This window comes from Fictibacillus phosphorivorans, assembly GCF_001619875.1.
Taxonomy (GTDB): Bacteria; Bacillota; Bacilli; order Bacillales; family Fictibacillaceae; genus Fictibacillus; species Fictibacillus phosphorivorans_B.
This window is the reverse complement of record NZ_LRFC01000023.1, coordinates 179,506-203,497: the sequence shown is the minus strand read 5'-3', so window position 1 is coordinate 203,497 and position 23,992 is coordinate 179,506. Positions and strand designations below refer to the sequence as shown.

Annotated in this window: 21 protein-coding genes; all 21 read right to left on the bottom strand. The window is 39.3% G+C overall.

Features of this window, described 5'->3' with window-relative positions; genetic code table 11:
- Positions 1–91: 91 nt before the first annotated feature.
- Complete coding sequence (cotE, locus tag AWM68_RS10510) at positions 92–664, bottom strand: outer spore coat protein CotE (protein WP_066241012.1); 573 nt, start codon at positions 662–664, stop codon at positions 92–94.
- Positions 665–1,465: 801 nt separating this feature from the next.
- On the bottom strand, positions 1,466–1,900 hold the full coding sequence (locus tag AWM68_RS10505; protein ID WP_066241009.1) for a RicAFT regulatory complex protein RicA family protein: 435 nt from the start codon (positions 1,898–1,900) through the stop codon (positions 1,466–1,468).
- Positions 1,900–3,420, bottom strand: a complete 1,521-nt coding sequence (gene miaB, locus AWM68_RS10500; RefSeq protein WP_231868413.1) for a tRNA (N6-isopentenyl adenosine(37)-C2)-methylthiotransferase MiaB — start codon at positions 3,418–3,420, stop codon at positions 1,900–1,902. The genes AWM68_RS10505 and miaB overlap by 1 nt, the downstream gene beginning before the upstream one ends.
- A 268-nt stretch (positions 3,421–3,688) precedes the next feature.
- Complete coding sequence (locus AWM68_RS10495; protein WP_066240998.1) at positions 3,689–4,864, bottom strand: glycine C-acetyltransferase; 1,176 nt, start codon at positions 4,862–4,864, stop codon at positions 3,689–3,691.
- 22 nt (positions 4,865–4,886) lie between these two features.
- Positions 4,887–5,927, bottom strand: coding sequence for an L-threonine 3-dehydrogenase (tdh, locus tag AWM68_RS10490; RefSeq protein ID WP_231868412.1), 1,041 nt, complete (start codon positions 5,925–5,927; stop codon positions 4,887–4,889).
- A gap of 178 nt (positions 5,928–6,105) precedes the next feature.
- On the bottom strand, positions 6,106–6,972 hold the full coding sequence (locus AWM68_RS10485; RefSeq protein ID WP_066240995.1) for a 2-oxoacid:ferredoxin oxidoreductase subunit beta: 867 nt from the start codon (positions 6,970–6,972) through the stop codon (positions 6,106–6,108).
- A gap of 1 nt (position 6,973) precedes the next feature.
- On the bottom strand, positions 6,974–8,716 hold the full coding sequence (locus AWM68_RS10480) for a 2-oxoacid:acceptor oxidoreductase subunit alpha (protein ID WP_066240993.1): 1,743 nt from the start codon (positions 8,714–8,716) through the stop codon (positions 6,974–6,976).
- A gap of 349 nt (positions 8,717–9,065) precedes the next feature.
- Positions 9,066–9,326 (bottom strand): stage V sporulation protein SpoVS, encoded by a 261-nt coding sequence (gene spoVS, locus AWM68_RS10475; protein ID WP_010193268.1) that lies wholly within the window; start codon positions 9,324–9,326, stop codon positions 9,066–9,068.
- Positions 9,327–9,582: 256 nt separating this feature from the next.
- Entirely contained in the window at positions 9,583–11,148 is a 1,566-nt protein-coding gene (gene rny / locus AWM68_RS10470; protein ID WP_066240990.1) for a ribonuclease Y, read from the bottom strand.
- Between the two features lie 510 nt (positions 11,149–11,658).
- On the bottom strand, positions 11,659–12,702 hold the full coding sequence (gene recA, locus AWM68_RS10465) for a recombinase RecA (RefSeq protein ID WP_066240988.1): 1,044 nt from the start codon (positions 12,700–12,702) through the stop codon (positions 11,659–11,661).
- A 126-nt stretch (positions 12,703–12,828) separates the two neighbouring features.
- Complete coding sequence (locus tag AWM68_RS10460) at positions 12,829–14,070, bottom strand: competence/damage-inducible protein A (RefSeq protein ID WP_066240985.1); 1,242 nt, start codon at positions 14,068–14,070, stop codon at positions 12,829–12,831.
- Between the two features lie 147 nt (positions 14,071–14,217).
- Positions 14,218–14,796 carry a CDP-diacylglycerol--glycerol-3-phosphate 3-phosphatidyltransferase gene (pgsA, locus tag AWM68_RS10455; protein ID WP_066240981.1) on the bottom strand — a complete coding sequence of 193 codons (579 nt, stop codon included), beginning with the start codon at positions 14,794–14,796 and terminating at the stop codon, positions 14,218–14,220.
- Positions 14,797–14,838: 42 nt separating this feature from the next.
- Positions 14,839–15,702: a helix-turn-helix domain-containing protein gene (locus AWM68_RS10450; RefSeq protein WP_066240978.1), complete on the bottom strand. Its 864-nt coding sequence runs from the start codon at positions 15,700–15,702 to the stop codon at positions 14,839–14,841.
- An 18-nt stretch (positions 15,703–15,720) separates the two neighbouring features.
- Complete coding sequence (locus AWM68_RS10445; RefSeq protein ID WP_066240975.1) at positions 15,721–16,497, bottom strand: DUF3388 domain-containing protein; 777 nt, start codon at positions 16,495–16,497, stop codon at positions 15,721–15,723.
- A 132-nt stretch (positions 16,498–16,629) separates the two neighbouring features.
- Positions 16,630–16,887, bottom strand: coding sequence for a DUF3243 domain-containing protein (locus AWM68_RS10440; RefSeq protein ID WP_066240973.1), 258 nt, complete (start codon positions 16,885–16,887; stop codon positions 16,630–16,632).
- A 69-nt stretch (positions 16,888–16,956) separates the two neighbouring features.
- Complete coding sequence (gene ymfI / locus AWM68_RS10435) at positions 16,957–17,682, bottom strand: elongation factor P 5-aminopentanone reductase (protein ID WP_066240970.1); 726 nt, start codon at positions 17,680–17,682, stop codon at positions 16,957–16,959.
- 59 nt (positions 17,683–17,741) lie between these two features.
- Positions 17,742–19,031 (bottom strand): EF-P 5-aminopentanol modification-associated protein YfmH, encoded by a 1,290-nt coding sequence (gene yfmH / locus AWM68_RS10430; protein ID WP_066240967.1) that lies wholly within the window; start codon positions 19,029–19,031, stop codon positions 17,742–17,744.
- Positions 19,012–20,310 carry an EF-P 5-aminopentanol modification-associated protein YfmF gene (gene yfmF / locus AWM68_RS10425; RefSeq protein ID WP_066242430.1) on the bottom strand — a complete coding sequence of 433 codons (1,299 nt, stop codon included), beginning with the start codon at positions 20,308–20,310 and terminating at the stop codon, positions 19,012–19,014. The genes yfmH and yfmF overlap by 20 nt, the downstream gene beginning before the upstream one ends.
- A 121-nt stretch (positions 20,311–20,431) precedes the next feature.
- On the bottom strand, positions 20,432–21,394 hold the full coding sequence (locus tag AWM68_RS10420; protein WP_066240963.1) for an ABC transporter permease: 963 nt from the start codon (positions 21,392–21,394) through the stop codon (positions 20,432–20,434).
- On the bottom strand, positions 21,394–22,446 hold the full coding sequence (locus AWM68_RS10415; protein WP_066240962.1) for an ABC transporter permease: 1,053 nt from the start codon (positions 22,444–22,446) through the stop codon (positions 21,394–21,396). Before AWM68_RS10415 ends, AWM68_RS10420 begins: the two co-directional genes overlap by 1 nt.
- The gene (locus tag AWM68_RS10410; RefSeq protein ID WP_066240959.1) at positions 22,436–23,962 is read right to left on the bottom strand and encodes an ABC transporter ATP-binding protein; all 1,527 of its coding nucleotides are present in this window, start codon (positions 23,960–23,962) and stop codon (positions 22,436–22,438) included. The genes AWM68_RS10415 and AWM68_RS10410 overlap by 11 nt, the downstream gene beginning before the upstream one ends.
- Positions 23,963–23,992: the final 30 nt, after the last annotated feature.

Below are 23,992 nucleotides of genomic sequence, written 5' to 3'. Positions count from 1 at the left end.
TCATAACATTTCAATGTCGCTATTATATCATAATTTATTCGTTCTATCGTTTTCTCTGCATGAAAAAAACGGGAAGCTCTCTCCCCGCTTGTTATTCTTCCAGGTCTCCAATTAAGAAGTTAGGATCTAGATCTTCAAAATTTTCATCCTCTACATCATATTCCCAATCCCTTTTGTGGTCATCGTCAAAACCATCCGGATTTACATACACACATACCTTTGTTTCTCCGATAATCTCACATACAAACTCTCTTTCTACTTGGACGATCACTTTATTTCCGTTTGGAGATATCGTAGCTTCTAACGTATTTGGCTCTTGAAGTGCTCGGCATGTAACTTCATATTGATTTCCCAACGCATTCTTATCCCTTACACTAAGATCTACTTTGTCTACAAAATGAATGGTTTCAGTTACTACTTCGGTACGTGTATTATCATTATACGAATACCAGACATTGATGTCATAACTGCCTTCTACGTCCACTGCTTCACCATTTCGCTTAGGTTTATAAGCATGATTAATAATCCAGCACCCTAATATGCTGCTCGGCCGATGGGTCGGTGCAATAGTATGTGTGGCCTGAGAAAACTTTCTGCCTTTTCCGCAAACCGCTTTCGTGATGATTTCTCTGTAAGTCAGCTCTTGCTCTACGCGCCTTGACATACATGAATCCCTCCTCTACCAATCTCCATACATTATATGCTGGGCAAATGCCTATAGTGCTTGATTGAACTAAAATCACAATTACTCTATGTATATGGGCATTTGTTGTCCAATGTTCTAAAAATATTATTTAACATGTACGGTACGTGAAATTATATTTATATTGATTGATGTTTAATAAGGAGCTGATTTCTAGTACAATTTGCTCGCGTTGCAAGCATGGTGCGCCTATATTAGCTTGCTTCACGGATATAGAGGACTGTAAACTCCATTTTTGTACCCCACAAAAGAAAACGTTACGTTTATTGAAATGCTACTACTTCTTTAAGACTCAGTAAGTAAAAAACAGTATTTTTGCTACAGAATTAGTATTAATCTTATACCAATTCTTTAAAAGATCATGTTTTAATCTATGAGGGTAGTTTTCTTTCATTATTGTAGTCGTCAATGTAAGGCTGAAAGCTAACAATTCGACGCTATTGAGCGAAAACAGCTTTGGTATGAGCGGAAATGGAAAGTTTGTGAGCGAAACGGAGCTTCGACTGAGCGAAACTGACCCCTGACTGAGCGAAACCCCATACGACTGAGCGAAAGTGTAATAAATAAAAGAACACGTACCGTAAAAATAATGGTGCATTAATTTTCTGTAATCGGTGCTTTAACTGAACAGAGCATAAGAAAACGACCAGACGAATCTGGTCGTTTTTGACTTTATTAACCTATCCATTTATATTGCTAATCCATCTGCTAAAACTATTACGATAAAAGTGAACCCGTTAGCTTTAGACACCCGTGTTATTATTAATGACAGCCGCAGCCACCAGGAGAACAGCCTTCTTGAGAGCCTGTTGTTCCTTTTAGAACGTCACCGCCAGTAGATTCAATGATCTCATCTGTTACTTTATTAGAGATCGTGTGGGAAACCATCTGTAAAATATCATTTACATCACTTTGCGATTGTTTGAACTCTTGCACAACTGGAATGCTATCCAGTTCAGCCATCAGTGCATCGATCTTTTCTTCAACTTCTCTAGATGCCTCATGCTTTTGATAATGCTGAAGATTAACAGCTTGTTTTTGAAGGTTCTTTATCTGGCCCATCAATCTTGCTACATTTGAATTCGTATTGATCTGAGCTTCTGCCTTTTTAAAGAAATCTACCTCATCAGTTGTTGCGATCATTTTTGCAAGTTCTTTTGCTTTTCCCAAAATTTCTTCTTTTGTATATGTGCTCATTAGCCTACCACCTCTGATTTTTCTTCTACCCAATCGCCGCCAAGGTTCCAAGTTTTAGCATCGGTAATCTGAACTTTGACGATTTCACCTATTAAGTGCTTTGGAGCTTTAAAGTTTACGACTTTGTTCGAACCTGTGTGTCCTGTTAAGACATCCGGATTCTTTTTACTTTCTCCCTCAACGAGCACTTCTACAACTTTACCAACATATGCTTTATTCTTTTCTAAAGAGATATCATTAAGTAAGGCGTTCAGTCTCTGCAAACGCTCTCTTTTCACTTCCATTGGAACATTATCTTGCATCTTTGCAGCTGGAGTGCCTTCACGAGGTGAATAAATAAACGTGTAAGCCGCATCATACTGCACTTCTTTAACAAGAGAGAGAGTCTCTTCAAATTGTTCTTCGGTCTCATTCGGGAAGCCAACAATAATATCCGTTGTTAGGGCTACATTCGGCATCGCAAGTTTGATCTTGTTTACAAGCTCTAAATAATGTTCACGAGTATACTTACGAGCCATTAATTTGAGTACATCACTGTTTCCATGTTGGACAGGCAGATGCACATGATCTACTATGTTCCCGCCCTTAGCAAGAACTTCAATCAGTCTGTCATCAAAATCACGAGGATGGCTTGTTGTAAAGCGAAGTCTTGGAATGTCGATCTTGCGGATCTCGTCCATCAAGTCTCCAAGTCCGTAGTCTAAATCCTCAAAATCCTTACCGTATGCGTTAACATTTTGTCCTAACAGCGTTACTTCCTTATATCCTTCTCTAGCAAGCTGTCTTACTTCTTCAATAATATCTTGTGGATGGCGGCTTCGTTCTTTTCCTCTTGTATAAGGAACGATACAGTACGTGCAGAACTTATCACAGCCATACATGATATTAACCCAGCCTTTAACGTTTCCTTTACGCTTTCTGGGAAGGTTCTCAACGATATCCCCTTCTTTGGACCAAACTTCAACTACCATCTCTTTTGAGAATAATGCGTTCTCAATAATTTGCGGAAGTCGATGTATATTGTGCGTACCAAAGATCATATCTACTTGAGGGTACGTTGATAAAATTCGATTTACAACGGATTCTTCTTGAGACATACATCCGCATACACCTAAAAGAAGATTCGGGTTATTTGCTTTTGTATGTTTTAAATGCCCAAGTTCACCGAACACTTTATTTTCAGCATTTTCACGAATCGCACAAGTGTTAAGAAGGATAATATCCGCTTCTTCTGTAGAATCAGTAGTCTCGTAGCCCATTTCATTTAGAATACCAGCCATAACTTCTGTATCGTGCTCATTCATCTGACAGCCATACGTACGAATGTAAAACTTTTTCCCTACTCCAATATCCTTCAAATTTTCCGGAATGGAAAAGTCTTTTAATATTTGTATCTGCTCTTTACCACGCTTTTTTGCGTCTTTTAATGATGGTGGAGCATAAGTAGTTTGAAAGTATTGTGAGTAGTCTCTATTTTTATTGTTCGTCGTTTCTTTAAGATTGTCTTTCGTTGTATCCAAGACACTTTCACTCCTTATTGCCTCTACTGCTTCCTATGAATCATCTAACTGTAACATTATATCAAATAATGGATTATAGTTAAACGTGAAATCTGTTTGTTGACATAATGATATTACGGTAAATAATTGATCGTCGTTTTCAATATGGCTGCTTTTAACACAGCTAACCCTTTTCTTGTTTATGTACGTTGCAAAATAAATTTATGAACCAGCTTAAAAAAGTTGACTTATAAAGCCAATTAGCACTTAATAAGTCAACTTTAACGTTCTATATAATTCCTAGCTCTTTTCCTGCTTTTTCAAACGCATCTAGCGCTGTTTGAAGCTCTTCTTTCGTATGCTGAGCCGTTACAATAGTACGCACACGTGCTTTTCCTTTGGCTACAGTTGGGAACGCGATTCCTTGAGCGAATACACCGTATTTTAACAAAGTATCAGAAAGTTTATGAGCTAGAGCATCATCACCAACGAGAACTGGTGTGATTGGCGTTTCACTTACACCTGTATTAAATCCAAGTTCTTTTAATCCAGCTTTGAAAAATTTCGTGTTCTCCCACAGTCTTTCCATATGCTCTGGTTCTTCCTCTAATACATCGATTGCTGCTGAACTTGCTGCAATAACTGCAGGTGGATGTGAGGTACTAAACAAGAACGGACGTCCCTTATGAATCAAGTAGTCTCTTAACGTTTGTGTACTTGCAATATAGCCACCAAGAACACCAATCGCCTTACTTAACGTTCCAACTTGAATATGAACGCGGCCGTTCAAGTTAAAATGGTCGATCGTGCCACGGCCGTTTGTTCCTAGCACACCACTTGCGTGTGCATCATCTACCATAACAAGAGCATCATATTTTTCTGCTAGCTCTACGATTCCAGGGAGTGGTGCAATATTTCCGTCCATTGAAAACACGCCATCTGTTACGACAATTCTTTTTCTATATTCTTGTGTTTCTTTTAATGCGGCTTCTAGATCTTCAAGGTCCACGTGCTTATAAATTCTACGCTTTGCTTTTGTTAAACGAATACCGTCGATGATAGATGCATGGTTCAGCTCATCAGAGATTACAACGTCTTGATCAGTTAGAATAGCAGAAAGGATGCCTTGGTTCGTAGAAAAACCAGATTGGAATACAAGGCAGGCTTCTGTATGCTTAAATTCAGCAAGCTTCTTTTCAAATTCTTCGTGCATGGACAGCGTTCCAGCGATCGTACGCACAGAACCCGTCCCAACACCAAACTTCTCTACAGCATCTAAAGCTGCTTCCTTCATCTTAGGATGGCTTGTAAGTCCCAAGTAGTTGTTAGATGAGAGCTGAATGACTTCTTTGCTGTTGATGACAACTTTAGAACCTTGCTCTGATTCTAAAGGTACTAATTTCCTAAACGTACCTTCATCTTTCATGTGGTCCAATTCTTCTTGTAAATATTCAAAACCTTTCATTCGTTTCAAGCTCCTTTCAAATTTAAGGAATAAGAACTACTTTTCCGCAATTCCCTTTTATCATTAAATCAAAGCCTTCCTCAAACTGCTCGAGTGGAAGCGTGTGTGTAATTATCGTTTCTGGATGCATGCTTCCTGACTGCAATAGACCTGAAACCTGCTGCCAAGTTTCATACATTTTTCTTCCCGTGATTCCTTGAACAGTCACACCTTTGAACACAACGTCATTCGTTAGGTCGATCTCAACTGGTTTTACAGGAAGACTTAAAATGGATACCCTGCCTCCGTTTGTGATCATTTTAAAACCTTGATCGATCGCAACAGGATGACCGCTCATTTCGCAAACAACATCCACACCATTGCCATCTGTTAAACCCATTACCCTTTCAACAGGGTCAATGGTTTTAGGATTAATTACTTCAGTCGCTCCAACTTTTTTCGCAAGATCTAAACGATATTCATTCAGATCAATAGCAATCACCTGGCTTGCTCCTGCAGCTTTAGCTACATTTACTGCCATAACACCAATTGGTCCGCAACCGATGACTGCAACTGTCTTACCAGCAACATCACCCGCTAAAACGGTATGCACCGCATTCCCCATCGGTTCTTGAATCGAACCATGTTCAAAAGGCATATTAGGATTATTTTTCCAGATGTTTTCTGCTGGCATCGCAACATACTCGGCAAAACAGCCGTGAGTATCCACTCCGATAATCTTTGTGTTTTTACAGATATGAAACTGACCCTTTAAGCATTGTGGACAAGAATGACAAACAATATGTGTTTCAGCTGAAACATGGTCTCCAACAGAAACATTTTTTACAGCATCCCCGATCTTCTCAACGATTCCTGAAAACTCATGACCGAATACATATGGAGGCTTAACACGACTTTGTGACCATTCATCCCATGTATAAATATGGACATCCGTTCCACAGATTGAAGTTGCTTTTACTTTGATCAAAACTTCATTCTCGTTAATTTCAGGAATATCTACTGTTTCCAATTTAGCTCCGTAACCCGCGTGATGCTTAACAATTGCTTTCATTTTTCCTTGCACAGAAAACACTCCTCACTAAACACAAAATATCAAATCCACCATAATTGTACATGGATTAAATACCGAGGTAAAGGGCACTGTCCACATGAGACGGACATAAGCAGGTACGGAAAAAAATTTGATTATTTTTTTTAAAAAGTAAAAAACTCTTCTCCAAAATGAGGAGAAGAGTTTGATATTACATAAATTCTGCCATTAATTCATTGAACTTTTCTTCCGGCATTTTTAGATCAGCTTTTGCAAGAGCATCTTTGCTGTATCCATGTGCAAGATCTTGGTAAGAAGGCTTTACCTTATCTTGGTAGATGATTCCTTTAACGAGACCTTTATTCTCCATAAGAGTCTGCATCGCCATCATACGGTTAGAAGAATCATAACCTTCAATCGTACTTAATGAAATCAGGTGTTCTTTAAACCAATCGTATGTGTTCACTTTGTTATATGTAACACAAGGTGAAAACACGTTAATCAAAGAGAATCCTTTATGATTGATACCCGCTTCAATAATGGACGTTAGCTCTTTAAGGTCTGTAGAAAAACTCTGTGCAACGAATGTAGCACCAGCTGTTAAGGCTAATTCCATAATCCCAATTGCAGATTCTACTGAACCTTCAGGTGTACTCTTCGTTTTAAAGCCAACATCAGAACGAGGAGATGTTTGACCTTTTGTTAAACCATAAATCTGATTATCCATAACGATATAAGTAATATCTATATTTCTTCGAATCGCATGCACGGTATGACCCATACCAATCGCAAAACCATCTCCATCTCCACCCGAAGCAATAACAGTCAAATCACGGTTGGCCATCTTAACACCTTGTGCGATTGGAAGTGAACGGCCATGAATACCATGGAATCCATAAGATTTGATATATCCGGAGATACGTCCTGAACATCCAATTCCTGAAACTACAGCAAGATCATCTGGTTCTAAACCTACATTGGCAGATGCTCTTTGAATAGCAGCTTGTACGGAAAAATCACCACAACCCGGGCACCAGTTCGGCTTGATGCTGTTACGAAAATCTTTAAATGTAGCCATATTAAACCAGCTCCTTGCATTTCATGACAACTTCTGATGGCAAGAAAGGATTCCCATCATATTTTAATAAGTTTTTAATTTTTTCATGCTGACCAACATTCATTTTAAGAATATTAGCAAGCTGACCTGTTGCATTATTTTCAACGACGATAACGTTCTTTGCACGATCGATCATCGATTTCATTTCATCAGCAGGGAACGGATGGATTAAACGAATGTGTGCATGATTAACCTTTAATCCTTCTGCCTCTAAACGAGGAATCGCCTCTTCAATAACCCCTCTTGTTGAGTTGAATCCGACTAATAGAATGTCAGCTTCCTCGTGTGGAGCTTGTTTAACAACAGGAACGTTGAAGCGTAAACTTTGAAGCTTGCGAAGACGTTTATCCATCTGTTTTTGACGGTTTGCTGCCACTTCAGAAGGCTTGCCTGTTTCATCGTGCTCAACACCTGTTACATGGTGGATGCCATTTTTCATACCCGGAATGACACGTGGAGAAATTCCATCTTCTGTCACTTCGTAGCGTTTGAAATAACCATCCTTATCTTCCGAAACAGGAAGTTCTTGTTTTGGATCCAGTTTACCGCGGCGAATTTCCACACGGCTGAAATCTAGTGGTTCTACTGATTGTTTTCCTAACGAAAGTTGAAGATCTGTTAATAAGATAACTGGAATTTGATATTCTTCTGCAATATTCAATGCTTCTACTGCATCATAAAAAGCTTCTTCCACCGTACTTGGTGCCATTACAACCTTTGGAATCTCTCCATGAGTACCATAGATCATCGCCATCAAGTCTGATTGTTCTTGTTTAGTAGGAAGGCCTGTTGAAGGTCCGCCACGCTGTGTATCAACGACAACAAGAGGAACCTCAGTCATACCTGAAAGTCCAAGAGCTTCCATCATTAAAGATAGACCAGGACCTGCTGAAGATGTAATCGTTCGTACACCGGCATAATTTGCTCCAATTGCCATTGTACAAGCTGCGATCTCATCTTCAGTTTGAATAACCGTTCCACCGAACTCAGGAAGTTTTTTAATCAAGTATTCCATGATCTCAGAGGCAGGAGTAATTGGATAGGCTGCCATAAAGCGCACACCGCCTGCGACAAAACCTAGTGCGATCGCATCGTTTCCAATCATAAACATTCTCTTTTTGCCATCTGCTTTATTTAATTGAAAACCATCAATCTGGCCACCAGATAATTCGTTAAAATGATCCGCGCCCTTTTGTATAGCCTCCATGTTCTTTTCTACTACTTTTGCACCTTTTCGTGAGAAGATCTCTTCAACGACTTCAAGGTAGCTTTCAACCGGCAAACCTAATACAGCACTTGTAGCACCAATCGCCACCATGTTTTTCATGAGAGATGTTCCAAGTTCACTCGCGATTTCTGTAAATGGAACCGCATACAATCTAACATTAAGGTCTTCTGGAACAGTAGGATTAAATTTAGAATCTCCAATCACTACTCCTCCGTCACGAAGTTCATGAACATTCACATCAATTGTTTCTTGATCAAATGCTATTAAAATATCAAGATCATCAGAAATCGAACGGGTTTCACTCGTGCTTACACGAATTTTATTGTTGGTATGACCGCCTTTAATTCTGGAAGAAAAGTGTCGATAGCTATACAGATAGTAGCCTAGGCGGTTGAGTGCCATTGCAAATATTTCACCTGTACTATCAATTCCTTCACCTTGCTGTCCGCCAACTTTCCAAGAAAGTTGATCAATCATGTACTCCACCCTTTCAGTAACCCAAACGTAATTTTTTTAACCAAAAACCCAATTTAATATGGTTTCATGCTGATTTTTACGTTTTTACACGTTTAAATTAATTATGTACTAAACGTCTACAATTCTAGACTTAACTTCATAAAAATGCAAGTATTCGGCTAGTATAATTCAAACTATTGCAAAAAAAGGTAAAAATTAAAAGTTTATATAGGACAACACGAAACTTCTTTATAAATTCGAGTAGAGTGGATTGATTTCCTTCTCTTCTCTGCTTCAAAAAATCATTTTAAATCCTTATATAAGCTAAAAACCTGTTTACTTATCTAGATAAGTAAACAGGTTTCACTTGTTATCGCGGTTCAACTATTAATTTAATGGCCGTTCTTTCTTCCCCATCAATTAAGATATCTGTAAATGCTGGTATACAAATGAGGTCGACTCCGCTCGGTGCTACAAAACCTCGTGCGATAGCTACTGCTTTAACAGCTTGGTTTAATGCACCTGCTCCGATTGCTTGGATTTCAGCGCCTCCACGTTCCCGGAGAACACCAGCAAGTGCACCAGCTACAGAGTTGGGGTTGGATTTTGCTGAAACTTTTAATATTTCCATTGTTTTGAACCTCCTTCAGGATAGATACCTGTTCTACTATATTCATTGATTAAGGCTTGTATTCCTGCCGAAACAAATTTCAATGAAATCTATATTTGTTAAAGCAGCGCCCTATGAATAAACCCCGGTATACTTGTACCCTTAACAAACGTCATTCAAACCATAAAGTGGTTATTTCAGAAAAAACAATGACTGGAGTCAGCACGTATTCGTGTCCACTATAAAAAGCGGTGGGAAATCCCACCGCTTTATCTGTTTACTTTGCGTATTCAACTGCTCTCGTTTCACGAATAACCGTAACTTTAATGTGACCTGGATAATCCAATTCACTCTCGATTTTTTTCGTGATATCACGTGCAAGTCTGTACGAGGCTACATCGTCAACCATGTCTGGTTTAACCATGATACGAATTTCACGCCCAGCTTGAATGGCAAATGATTTTTCAACACCATCAAATGATTCTGAAATTTCTTCTAGCTTTTCAAGTCTGCGAATATACGTTTCTAGAGTTTCACGACGAGCACCTGGTCTAGCGGCAGATAATGCATCTGCTGCTGCAACTAGAGTTGCGATAATTGAAGTTGCTTCAGTGTCTCCATGGTGAGACGCTATACTGTTGATTACTACCGGGTGTTCTTTGTACTTCGTAGCAAGTTCAACACCAATATCAACGTGGCTGCCTTCAACTTCATGGTCAATTGCTTTACCAATGTCATGAAGCAATCCTGCTCTTCTTGCAAGATGAACGTCTTCTCCTACTTCTGCTGCCATTAAACCAGCTAAATAGGCTACCTCTGTTGAGTGTTTTAACACGTTCTGACCGTAACTTGTACGATACTTTAGACGTCCAAGGATCTTAATTAAATCTGGATGAAGTCCGTGAACACCAACTTCAAAAGTAGTCTGTTCTCCCACTTCACGGATGTACTCATCCACTTCTCTGCGTGATTTTTCAACCATCTCTTCAATACGTGCAGGGTGAATTCTTCCATCCTGTACAAGCTTGTCCAATGCCATTCGCGCGATTTCACGGCGGATTGGATCGAAACCGGACAGAATGACGGCTTCCGGAGTATCATCAATAATCAAATCGATTCCAGTTAACGTTTCTAACGTCCTAATGTTTCGTCCTTCACGTCCAATAATTCTTCCCTTCATTTCATCGTTAGGAAGGTTTACAACAGAAACAGTTGTTTCTGCTACGTGATCGGCTGCGCAGCGTTGGATAGCTAGTGAAAGAATTTCTTTTGCTTTCTTGTCCGCTTCTTCTTTAGCACGGTTTTCCATTTCTTTTACCATCATCGCCAACTCATGTGTCATCTCGTTCTCAGTTTCAGTCATGATAATTTGGCGGGCTTCATCCCTGGTAATACTGGAAATGCGCTCAAGCTCTCGCTGCTGTTCTTTCAGCAATTCCTCCACTTTGCTTTCAATCTCTTCAATTTGTCGCTGTTTTTTGGTGAGAGAGTCCTCACGTCGTTCTAAAGATTCCTCTTTTTTGTCAAGAGTTTCACTTTTTCTGTCTAGGATCTCTTCTTTTTGAACCAATCGATGTTCTTGTTTTTGAAGCTCGTTTCGACGTTCGCGAATTTCGCGTTCAGCTTCGGTACGTAGCTTATGGATTTCATCTTTTGCTTCCAACAGCGCTTCTTTCTTGCTAGCGTCAGCATCGCGCTTTGCATCTTCAACAATTTGCGCAGCTGCTCGCTCTGCGCTTGAAATCTTCGCTTCAGCAATTGATTTCCTAACAAGATATCCGACAATAGCACCGACACCTAGTGAGACAAGCAAACTGGAGATGAATACTGCTAAACTTGGCATATTCCCACCTCCTCTTGCTTTCTGCTTTTCATACTGCATTTCTTGGCGTCAATCGTCTTACATGTGCTGTGCACCATTCATGTCGTACAAATTCTATACATATCTTTTAATTTCATAAGAAATCAAAATATATCTCCATTTTATAGGTGTGCCCAATGCTTGTCAAGAGAGTCAATCTTCTATAATAATAGGTTGACTTAAAAATAGCAAGGAGCATATTTTGTCTTTCATATCACTATTTTGGGAAGTAATTTGCTCATGCATCGCTGCTTTTGGTAGTGGTTGATTTTCAATTCAGATCGCTCGTTTCGAAAAATAGCTGTTTCTATATTCAAGACTCCTGTTGAAAGTAGTAGATTTCTGTTTCATGGCCCGCTTTCCGCGGTGCCGCAGTCTTCCACCTTGCACATTCAATCAACGGTCACGATAGAAAATGTAAAGTTGAAAGAATCTTTTAGAAACGAGAAAAAAGACCGGACACACAGCCCGGTCTTTAACTTCTATTTAGATCTATTCAGTTAGCTCAAACTCTTCTTCTAATGAAGGAGCTTCTTCAATTGTCGTTTTACCCTCTAACTGATAATAGTTTCGGATTTCAGTGACGATTGCGGATGCGATCTCTGGGTTTTCTTTTAAAAATTGCTTAGAGTTTTCACGCCCTTGACCAAGACGTTCACCTTCATAAGAATACCAAGCACCGCTCTTTTGAACGATATCGATATCTGAACCGATATCCAGAATCTCACCTTGATAAGAAATTCCTTCTCCATACATAATATCAACCTCAGCCGTTCTAAACGGAGGAGCCACTTTATTTTTAACGACTTTAATCTTTGTTTTGTTACCAACCACATCTTGACCTTGTTTTAACTGTTCAGCACGACGCACTTCTAGACGGACTGAGGAGTAAAACTTTAGTGCTCTTCCCCCAGGAGTTGTCTCAGGATTACCGAACATTACGCCGACTTTCTCACGGATTTGGTTAATAAAGATCGCGATCGTTTTGGATTTATTAATTGCACCAGAAAGTTTACGCAATGCTTGAGACATCAATCGAGCTTGAAGACCAACATGGGAGTCTCCCATTTCTCCTTCGATTTCCGCTTTTGGAACAAGGGCCGCAACTGAGTCGATGATTAAAATATCAACCGCACCGCTTCTTACCAATGCTTCGGCAATTTCCAACGCTTGCTCTCCTGTATCTGGCTGAGACAATAATAGCTCATCAATGTTTACACCTAACTTTTGTGCATATACGGGATCAAGTGCATGCTCAGCATCAATAAATGCAGCTTGTCCGCCATTTCGCTGAACTTCTGCAATCGCATGAAGTGCAACTGTAGTTTTACCTGAAGATTCAGGACCGTAAACTTCAATGATTCTTCCACGAGGATAACCACCGATTCCAAGCGCAATATCAAGTGCTACCGATCCACTGGAAACTGTAGAGATCCGCTGTTCTGTTTGCTCACCCAACTTCATAATGGAACCTTTACCGAACTGCTTTTCAATTTGGCGTAAAGCCATATCTAGAGCTGCTTTTCTATCGCTCATTCAATTCACTCCTCTAATAAATTTATCATGTATTTTTAATTCATTATTTCTGTTATTTGCTACTTCTCTATCATATCTCTTTTTTGTTATTTTGCCAATCATTTTACGAACATTTATTCGATTTTTTTATTGTCCTTCTTTGACCAATTGATTAAGAAAGCGAAATCCATGCTTTACTGCTCTTTCTCGGATTCCATTTCTGGATCCGGCTAGTTTTAAAGAAAAAGAGTGCGTTTGATTTTTATCTGCTATCGCAATGAAAACGGTACCTGCGGATTTCCCTTCTTGTTCATCAGGTCCTGCGACCCCTGTAAAACTTATTCCGTAATCCGCCTTTGTTTGATTTTTGATTTCAACAGCCATCCACTCAGCGCATTCCGCACTAACCACACCATGTGTATCGACAATGGTATCTGGAACTTTTAGCATAGATTGCTTAAGTTCTGTCGAATAAACAACAACTCCTCCGCTATAAACAGATGACGCACCAGGAAAATCGGTGATAACTTTACTGAACAATCCCCCTGTTAAACTTTCCGCTGAAGCAACCGTCAAATTCTTTTTATGAAGAAGATTCATCGTTTGTCTTTCTAGAGTTTCATCGTCATAACCATAAAAATAGGAACCAGCCCGCTTTAGAATCTCTTGTTCTGTATCATCTAAAAGTTTCATTGCTGCTGATTCATCAGAATGAGAAGCAGTCAAACGAATGGTTACTTCATGTTCCGATGCAAGAGGTGCGATGGTAGGGTTACTCTGTTTCTCAATTAAATCTTGCAGTTTTGTTTCTAAAACAGATTCTCCGATTCCAAAAAAACGTAATACTCGGGAATGCAGCTTCGAATGAACATCTAATCTAGAATGTAGATATGGAATAGCATACTTGTTAAACATCGGCTTCATTTCACTCGGAGGTCCTGGCAATAGAATACATGTAATACCTTCATGTATAAATGCCATACCTGGGGCCATTCCGTTGTCATTTGGAAGTATAGTAGAGTCTTTGATGATTAAAGCTTGCTTTTTATTGTTCGGTGTCATCTCTCTGTTTGTTTGCAAAAAATAGTTGGTTATGTAGCTTAAAGAGACCTCATCATGAACCAACTCTTTTTGAAAGACTTTCGAGATCGTTTCCTTTGTTAGATCATCTTTCGTAGGACCGAGACCACCTGTAAAAATGAGCAGATCTGAACGGGATTTTGCTGTTTGTATAACAGATGTGAGACGATTCTGATTGTCCCCCGCCACCGTATGGTAAAAAACGTTCACGCCAATATCAGCAAGTCCTTTAGAAATAAATTGGGCGTTCGTATTGACAATCTGGCCTAATAAAAGCTCGCTTCCAACTGCAATAATTTCTGCGTTCATCTCATACACTCTCCCTAATTGTAATCTGTAATTTTGAGTGCTCCAAACGATAACATCTGTAAAAACGGTGCATGTTGTTCTGCTTTTTAACCATTTCGTTTAAGAGCGATTAAAAAAACAGGAGTATTCTGCTCCTGTTTTTTGTCATTACTTAGATTTTAATAAAATGTGTTTGCTGTTTACAAAATACTCCCAGCCAGAATAGAGCGTAATTAAAGTTGCTGCCCATAAACTGATTGTGGCAAACGGGAACCCGATCCAGGCGAACGGTAAATTATGAAGCAATAGAGCGGAAATTGCAATAATTTGTATCCACATCTTCAATTTACCCATCTGTCCTGCTGCGATTACTTCGCCTTCTGCTGAAGCGACTGCACGTATTCCAGTTACGGCAAATTCACGGCTCAGAATGACGATGACCATCCAAGCAGGAGCAGCCCCAAGTTCAACTAAACCAACGAGAGCAGCAGATACAAGAAGTTTATCTGCAAGTGGATCTAAAAACTTCCCTAAGTTTGTTACTAAATTGTATTTACGTGCATAATAACCATCTACCCAATCTGTACTGGATGCAAATATAAAGATCAAAGCGGCTACAAAATGAGTAACAGGTAATTTTTGTCCAGCTAACTCCCACGTACCCCAATCAAATCCGCCTAAAAGCACGATCATAAAAAGCGGAATTAAAAAAATTCTAGAAATAGTAATCTTGTTTGGTAAATTCACTGCAATTCCTCCAAAATACGGTCAAAATCAATATCTGCAACCTTACTGAGCCTTTTTGATCACAATCTTTTGGTGAACAAGTTCAGAAGGCGGTACAGGATAAGTAAAAGGTTCTCCGTTTATCTTAATCGATGTAACATGAGATGCGCCAATATTTAGTGTTGCCTCTTTTGCTGTTGATAGATCAAATGTTTCTGTCTGATCCTTTTTTAGCTGATTATTGAAGTAGCTTTTCTTCGTTTCATCTTGAATCCCTACATAACTTGGACCTGATGCAGTTAGTTCGACGATCAATTGATCTGTATCAGTTAACTCATAAGTTGTTACTTTACCAATCGTTTCTAGTTTCGTTAACGTTTGTTTTTGTGGCTCTTCTTTTTGAGCTGGTTCTTCTTTTTCATCATTTTTAACATCTTCTTCTTTAGGTTCTTCCTTTTTCTTAGGCTTGTCCTCATCTTCATCCACTAAAACACCTGGAGCTTCATTTCCTCTCTTTGCCTGATCATTCCCATCAGGAAGAAGAAACTTCCATACAATAAATAAGACAAAAACGATTAATATACCCGCTAAAACGATCGGAATCAGTTTCTTTAATAAAGTACTGTCTTCTGCAACACCTGTTCGATCTCTTTTTGATCGTGGTTCAAACTCCGTAGCTGGTTCTTTTGCAGACTTTGGTATTTCATGAGAATAATCATCAAAGACTGTCTCATAATGGAGCCCTACAGCTTCACAATAGTTTTTGATGAAGGCTCTTGCATAAAATGCCCCTGGAAGCACATCATATTTTCCTTCTTCAATCGCCACTAAATAACGTTTCTGTATTTTAGTTGCTGTTTGAAGCTCTTCAAGGGACATTCCTTTTTCTTCACGTTTTTCTTTTAATAACTTACCGAGTTCTGTCAACCTTCCCACCCACTTACGTCATTCTAAATTTCCGAATCCTGTTTGATCTTGTTTCAAAGCTTCATATGTAATTTCTTCATCACGGTGACTTTTCAACTCGATGATATAGTCGAAATCATCAAGCGTATATTCTGTTTGCTGAACAAAAAGATCAGGATGTTCCACAACTTTCGCTGCAGGAAGTCTCATGATCTCCCGTATGAGCTGCCAATGCTTATCGTTCATGTTGCGTGCCGAAACTGCACCATCAATTATAAAAACATGATCAGAGTCGTATTCATCGTCTGCGAGCATATTTCTAACCGTCTGACGCAATAATGTCGATGAAATAAATACCCACCGCTTATTCGCACAGACACTTGATGCAACGATACTTTCTGTCTTTCCAACACGAGGCATGCCTCTAACACCGATTAATTTATGTCCTTCAACTTTATATAATTCCGCTAAAAAGTCAACCAATATACCAAGCTCATCTCGAATAAAACGAAACGTTTTTTTGTCATCTGCATCGCGTTCGATGTACCTGCCATGTCTTACAGCAAGCCTGTCACGAAGCTTTGGTTTTCGAAACTTGGTTACCGTAATGTTATCCATTGAATCTAAAATCGATTTCAGACGGTTAATCTTTTCTTCATTATCGATAATCAGAAGCATTCCACGGCGCTCGTTATCCACACCATTAATCGTAATGATATTAATTCCAAGCATACCCAATAAGGATGATATATCCCCTAGGAGACCCGGCCGGTTTTTATGTATCTCATACTCTAAATACCATTCTTGCTCTCCCATATTCCATCCCCTATTCTTTCAAAATGAAACAAAAATCTACATTTATTCTTGTTACTAATAATAAATGATTTCAATTTATTATGAAAGCAAAATAAAAGGATGTTAAGAAAAAATTCTTAACATCCTTCACCATTAGTGGCTTCCGTTGTTTTGAACTAACTTTACCATCATGTTAGCAATGGCGTGTCTTTCATTTTCATCGGCCACATTCCAAAGATCGGCAAGAACTTTTTCTTCCTCGTTTTTTGGTTCAACGTGGTTCGCTAAGTAGCCACCGATCTCAGTTGCTAAGTTTGAGATCGTATCATGGTTCATACCTTCGTGCTCCGCGTGATTTAAGCGTTCTGCCAAGAAATCTTTCCATTGACCAAAGTTGTCTAATACAGACATGCTGTCTCCTCCTTCAAGGTTGATACAGCATTAATATCTCTTAGTTTTAACCTTTTTATACATGTTTTTTTACGTATACCATGATCCATTTATAGAGAGGATGTGACCAGATATGTAATCAGATTTCGCACTTATTAAAAATTCAACGGCATGTGCGACTTCATCAGGTTCACCAAAACGTCCGGCTGGAATATCTTCTGCAAGTTCGCGCTTTTCTTCTTCTGAGAACTGATTCAGCATCGGAGTTGATATGACTCCAGGTGAAATACCATTCACTTGGATCTGACTAGGTGCCAATTCTTTTGAAAGTGCTTTTACGAAAGCGTTCAATCCGCCTTTTGCAGCAGAATAGACTGTCTCGCAGGCAGCACCCACTTCACCCCAAACGGAAGAGATCATAATGATCTTGCCTGATTTTTTTTGAATCATGGACGGAATAAGCGACTTCGAAAGGGATATCGCACTTAAAAGATGCAGTTGGACCGTTTCTCTAATGGACTGTTCAGTAAAGTCTGTAAGCAGCCCGTAATGTGACGCACCGCAATTATAGACGAATATATCGATAGGTTCTTGAATGTTGGACAATAAGTGTTGCGGACCTTCTGACTGAGACAGGTCGGCAGAGAGAATGGATACTGAACTATTGTATTTTTTTATTAGCTCGTTTTGCAGCTTAATGGCAGCCGCCTCATTTGAATGGTAGTGTAAAAACAGCTGAAATCCTTGAGAAGCTAACATATGACTGATTTTAATTCCAATAGCCCCTGTAGCTCCAGTAACAAGTACTTTTTTCAATGGTAATCCCTCATTGCTTTAAAAAAACATCCTAAACTTTAGGATGTTTTTTTAAATCATTATGACTTCTTTTTTCGAACTTGGCAAACCGTCAATGCTTCTTTTTTAAAATGATTCTGGAGAACTTCCTCAACATCACTGACTTTCAGTGACTCAAATACAGGGATTACATCAAATAAATCCATCTCATTAAAGGCATAACGAGTGAATTGATTCGCGATGAATTCAGGAGAATTTAATGATCTTAAAAAAGCACCGATCTTCTTTTTACGAGCACGTTCAAAGGATTCTTCTGCAATTGGCTGGTCTTTAAAAGACTCTACCATACCAGAAATTCTTTCGACGAATTCATCTGGTGATTGTGTATCCCCGCCAAGCATACTGAAACCAAATCCGTTTTCTTCTGTGTAATCGAAAGAGAACGTCTGATCGATCAAACCTTCCTCATACAACGTTTCATAATTAGGTGAACTTTTTCCGAACATCATTTCTAAAAGTAAGTTTACACAGAGCTCATGACGCATAAGCTCTTTACCCTTTCGGTTCGGTGCCGCTTCCTTATACCCCATATAGCACTTTGGAGTTTGAACAGTCATTTCAATTATTTTTTTCTCTTTAGCAACAGTTGCGGGTTCTTCATCAAAGAATCTCTCGATCGGTGCTTTTTCCTTGAATGATTTTTGTGATTGGTTTTCTTTTACAAAGTTTAGAATATCTTCAGCATTAACAGGACCAACAATAAATAAGATCATGTTGCTCGGATGATAGAATGTCTCGTAGCATTCATAAAGGTCATCCTTTGTAATCTTAGCGATTGATTTTTCTGTGCCTGCGATATCAATCTTAACAGGATGATGATGGTACATATTTTCAATCAGTCCAAAGTAAACACGCCAGTCAGGGTTATCGTCATACATTCTGATTTCTTGACCGATGATTCCTTTTTCCTTCTCAACCGTTTTTTCTGTAAAATAAGGCTCTTGAACAAAATCAATCAGCGTTGTTAAGTTCTTCTTCACATCACCTGTAGTTGAAAAAAGGTAGGCTGTTCTGTTAAAGGTCGTAAAAGCATTTGCAGATGCACCTTGCTTGCTGAAGTCCTGGAACACATCTCCATGTTCTTTTTCAAAAAGTTTGTGTTCAAGAAAATGGGCAATCCCATCTGGTACTTTTACATCTTCATTCTTACCGAGCGGTTTAAAATGATTATCTACTGAACCATAATGTGTCGTGAAGGTTGCATACGTTTTGTTGAATCCCTTTTTCTCTAACACATATACCTTTAAGCCATTCTGAAGTTCTTCAAAATGAAGGGTTTCATCTAATTGGTCAAACGTTTTCATTCCCATTTGTCGCTGCTCCTTTCAAAAAGAAAATGGTATCAAGTTTTACTTTTTCTGCTACTTTCACAACGTCCTCTTTTGTAACGCTATTAATCCCTTCCATCCAGTCCTCAATTGACCGGTTCGTTCCTGCAACAACGTTATGGTACAGAACTTCAGATAAGCCAATCGGATGATCGATGGTTTCTAGCACCTGGTTGTTGATCATCGCTTTTGTCTGATCAAATTCAGCATCTGTAATGTTACCGTTCTTGATCTCTTCATGCTGTTCTTTAATGATCTTAACAGCCTTCTCATAGTTACCTGTTTCAATTCCGCTCATTACAAATACAGCCCCTTTATGACTCTCAAACCGGGAAGCTGCATAGTAGGCTAGACTTTCTTTTTCACGTACGTTCATAAATAGCTTAGAGTGTGAAAATCCTCCAAAAATACCGTTAAACACTTGAAGAGCAAAATAATCGGGATCGCCATAAGTAGTATATGTTCTGTAACCCATATGCAGTTTGCCTTGCTGCACATCTTGTTCCTCGAAAATTTCCTTTATATCTGAAATTCTTTTTTCGTCTTTTGCTGTGGAAGCTTGCTCTTCTTTTTCATGGTGGTCTTTAGAAAAGTGGAAATGTTTTTTTACTTTTTCAAGCATTTCGTCTGTTGAAATGTCACCGATTACATAAAGATCAACCTTATCGTTTCTAACCACTTCTTGATAATAATCATATAAGTCTTTTGAAGTGATTCCATCAACCTCATCTTCATTACCATAAACGTTTAAACGATAGGGTTCAGATTCATACATCTCTTCTAAAAGTCGTTTATTCGCATATCTCATCTTGTCATCATAGATTGATTCGATCTGCTGTTTAAGGCTTCGTTTTTCTTTTTTTACGATTCCTTCTTTAAATACACCGTTTTCCACTGCAGGTGCTAACAATACTTGAGATAATAGATGGAACGCTTTATCCAATACGGGTTCGGAATTGGATAAAAATTTCTCGTTGGCCACTTCCATTCGAATGCTGATCACTTGATTTTCACCTTTTTTCGAAAGATCAGCATTTAGAGTGGCTCCATAAAGGTCGTCAAGAGCACTTCTGAGATCTTTTGACGATGGAAAATCTTTTGTTCCGCTTTGCAATACGTAAGCTAACAATGCTCTCTTTGTTACGTTCTTCTCATTGATAGCTTCTTTTATTTGAAGAATAAACGATGTCGTCTTATACTTTTTTGTTTCAATCGTATGTACAGTCATACCATGAAGATCTGTTTTTTTATGGTTAACGATTCCCATTGTATAAGTACCCCTTTCATTATAGCCTATATCCTAGTTTACCCATTTTCGTTACGCGGCATGACATTCCTTCCCGTAAAAGAAAAAAAGTCCGCCTTTAGGCGAACTTTTTTATTTACCTTTTTCCTTTTTCATAAGGAGTTCCTAATGCTTTCGGTGCGTCTGCACGTCCAACAAGTCCAGCTAAAGCTAAGATCGTTAGAACGTATGGAGCGATAAGCAAGAATACTTTTGGAATGTCTTGCAGACCTGGAATTTGTGCTCCAGAGATACTGATCGCTTGTGCAAGACCGAAGAATAATGCTGCACCTAGAGCACCAAGTGGATGCCATTTACCAAAAATCATAGCAGCAAGAGCCATGAAACCTTGACCCGTAATCGTTGAGTGCGTGAAGTTTCCTGAAATAGACGCCACATAAACAGCGCCACCTAGACCAGCGAGAGCTCCACTTAATAAAACCCCAATATAGCGCATCTTTTTAACGTTGATCCCCATCGTATCCGCGGCCATCGGATGTTCACCTACAGAGCGTAGACGTAGACCAAATGGTGTTTTGTATAGAACATACCAAACGATTAAAGCTACAAATACTGCTAGATAAGAGGTCAGATACGCATTTGTGAAAAATAGTTTTCCGATGACTGGAATATCAGACAAGTAAGGAATATTACTTTTTGAAATACGTTCTGAAATAACAGGTGTTTGTCCTGCATTAAAGATTTTCTTTGTTAAGAAGATCGCGAGTCCTGCAGCCAAAAAGTTAATCGCTACACCACTAACGACTTGGTCTGCTTTTAAGGAGATACTTGCAACTGCATGAATCGATGCAAATAGTGCTCCTACGATCATTGCTACAACAAAACTGACCCATGGTGCTGCACCATTTAATCCGAACTGTTCTCCATAATAGATCGTTACGGCTCCTGTAAAAGCACCAAAAAGCATAAGACCTTCTAATCCGATATTTACAACTCCTGAACGTTCACTAAAAACGCCGCCAAGAGCGGTAAAGATTAAAGGAGCAGCTGACACGATTGCAGCAGGTATGATTAGTGCTAGAATATCCATAAAACTCATCAGATCTTACCTCCTCTGTTCACACGGTTCATCAACCAATGAACAAGATAGCTGCATGCTACAAAGAAGATGATCAAAGCTATTACAACGCCAATAAGCTCAGTTGGAACCCCTGCTATAGATTGCATATTCAGTGCACCGATCTTTAAGCCACCGAACAGTGCAGCTCCTAAAATGACACCGATTGCACTATTAGCACCTAAAAGGGCAACCGCGATTCCATCGAATCCAACTCCTGTAAATCCTGCATTGATCGTCATGTATTGGTACGTACCTAGACCTTCCATACTTCCTGCAATCCCTGCAAATGCACCTGAGATCGCCATGGAAAGTACAATGTTTTTTGAAACGTTGATACCAGCGTACTGAGAGGCATGCTGGTTAAACCCTACTGCACGAAGCTCATAACCTAAAGTTGTTCTCCATAATAGGAACCACATAATAACAGCTGCAATTAAAGCTACAATGATTCCAAAATGAAGTGTCGAATATTCAGTAATGCTTTGTAAGAATGGTGAAGCCAAAGATGCAGATTCTTTTATGTTCTCCGTTCGCTCACCTGGAGCCAGCATATAATTACGAATGATTTCATTCGTCGTATAAAGTGCGATATAGTTCATCATGATCGTAGTGATAACTTCATGAACCTTGAATCGCGCTTTCAATATACCTGGAACTGAACCCCATAATGCACCTGCTACCCCTGCAGCCAAAACAGCAAGCGGGATATGAATGATCGCAGGAGCATCAACAAAGATTCCTACATACACAGCAGCCAGCCAGCCGACTAAAAGCTGTCCTTCGACACCAATATTAAATAGGCCCGTTCTAAAAGCAAAAGCTACAGCGAGTCCTGACAAGATAAGAGGTGACATTTGTCTGATCGTCTCACCAAAATAATACGACCCGCCAAAAATACCTTGAAAAAGAGCTACATAAGCTTCAACTGGTTGATATCCACTGATCAGCATAATAATGCCACCGATAAGAAGACCTAAAAATACCGAGATAAGAGGCACTAAAAATTTCATTTTGTTAGATTTATTCGGCATGAACGGTACCTCTCTTTCCTCCTGCCATCAGTAACCCAAGTTCTTGTTCCGTTGTTTCTTTTGGGTTTACGATCGCAACAATCTTTCCTTCATACATCACGGCGATGCGGTCACTCACATTGATAATCTCATCCAATTCAAATGAAACAAGCAATACCGCCTTGCCATTATCTCGTTGTTCAATCAGTTTGGAATGGATGAACTCGATCGCTCCAACATCAAGACCGCGAGTGGGCTGAGCGGCGATCAAGAAGTCCGGATCGCGGTCTACTTCTCTCGCGATAATCGCCTTTTGCTGATTTCCACCTGATAGTGCACGAGCTGGCGTGTATGCATCAGGGGTACGAACATCATATTCTTCAATCAATTTTTTCGCTTTATCAAAGATTGGTTTGAAGTTCAATATGCCTGACTTGGAATAAGGCTTTTGGTAGTATGTTTGAAGAACCATGTTTTCACCAACAGAAAAATCCAGAACAAGTCCGTGTTTGTGACGGTCTTGCGGAATGTGGCTCAGTCCGCTCTCAGTAACACTTCTTGGAGATTTATTCGTAATCTCTTTATCTCGCAGGTGGATAGAGCCTTCGTGAATTTTATGAAGTCCTGTAATCGCTTCTAAAAGTTCAGATTGTCCATTTCCATCTACTCCTGCGATCCCTACGATCTCGCCTGCATGTACAGTTAAGTTTAGCCCGTTTACAGCCGGTACTTTTCTGCTGTCATGAACGACAAGATCTTTGATCGTCAGTACTGCTTCTTTCGGCGTTGCTTCTATTTTTTCAACTTTAAAGTTTACCTCACGACCAACCATCATTGCTGCCAGAGAATCTGGGTTAGAATCGCTAACGTTTACCGTCCCAACGCCTCTTCCCCTTCTGATTACGGTACAGCGGTCACAAACTTCCATAATTTCTTTCAGTTTGTGTGTGATAAGAATAATCGATTTACCTTCGCTAACAAGCTTTTTCATAATCTGAATGAGTTCTACAATTTCTTGAGGAGTCAATACAGCTGTTGGCTCATCAAAAATAAGAATATCTGCCCCTCTATAAAGCGTTTTCAAAATTTCAACACGCTGCTGCATTCCTACAGAGATATTCTCAATTTTTGCAAATGGATCAACAGAGAGTCCGTATTGATCAGAAAGAGCCTTCACTTCTTTAGCAGCTGTCTGTAAATCTACTTTTCCGCCTTTAGTAGGTTCTTTTCCTAAAATAATATTTTCAGTAACAGTGAATTTATCAACCAGCATAAAGTGCTGATGAACCATCCCAATACCAAGCGAGTTGGCAATATTCGGATCATTGTTCACCACTTTATTTCCTTTTACATAGATTTCACCTTGTTCTGGCTCATATAGGCCGAACAAAACGTTCATCAATGTTGACTTACCTGCTCCATTTTCCCCAAGAAGGGCATGAATCTCCCCTTTTTTTACTTGAAGGGTAATGTTATCGTTTGCAACGATTCCAGGAAATTCTTTCCGAATATTACGCATATCAATTACATATTCCATCTTTTGCTCTCCCCCCTTATGTACATAAGG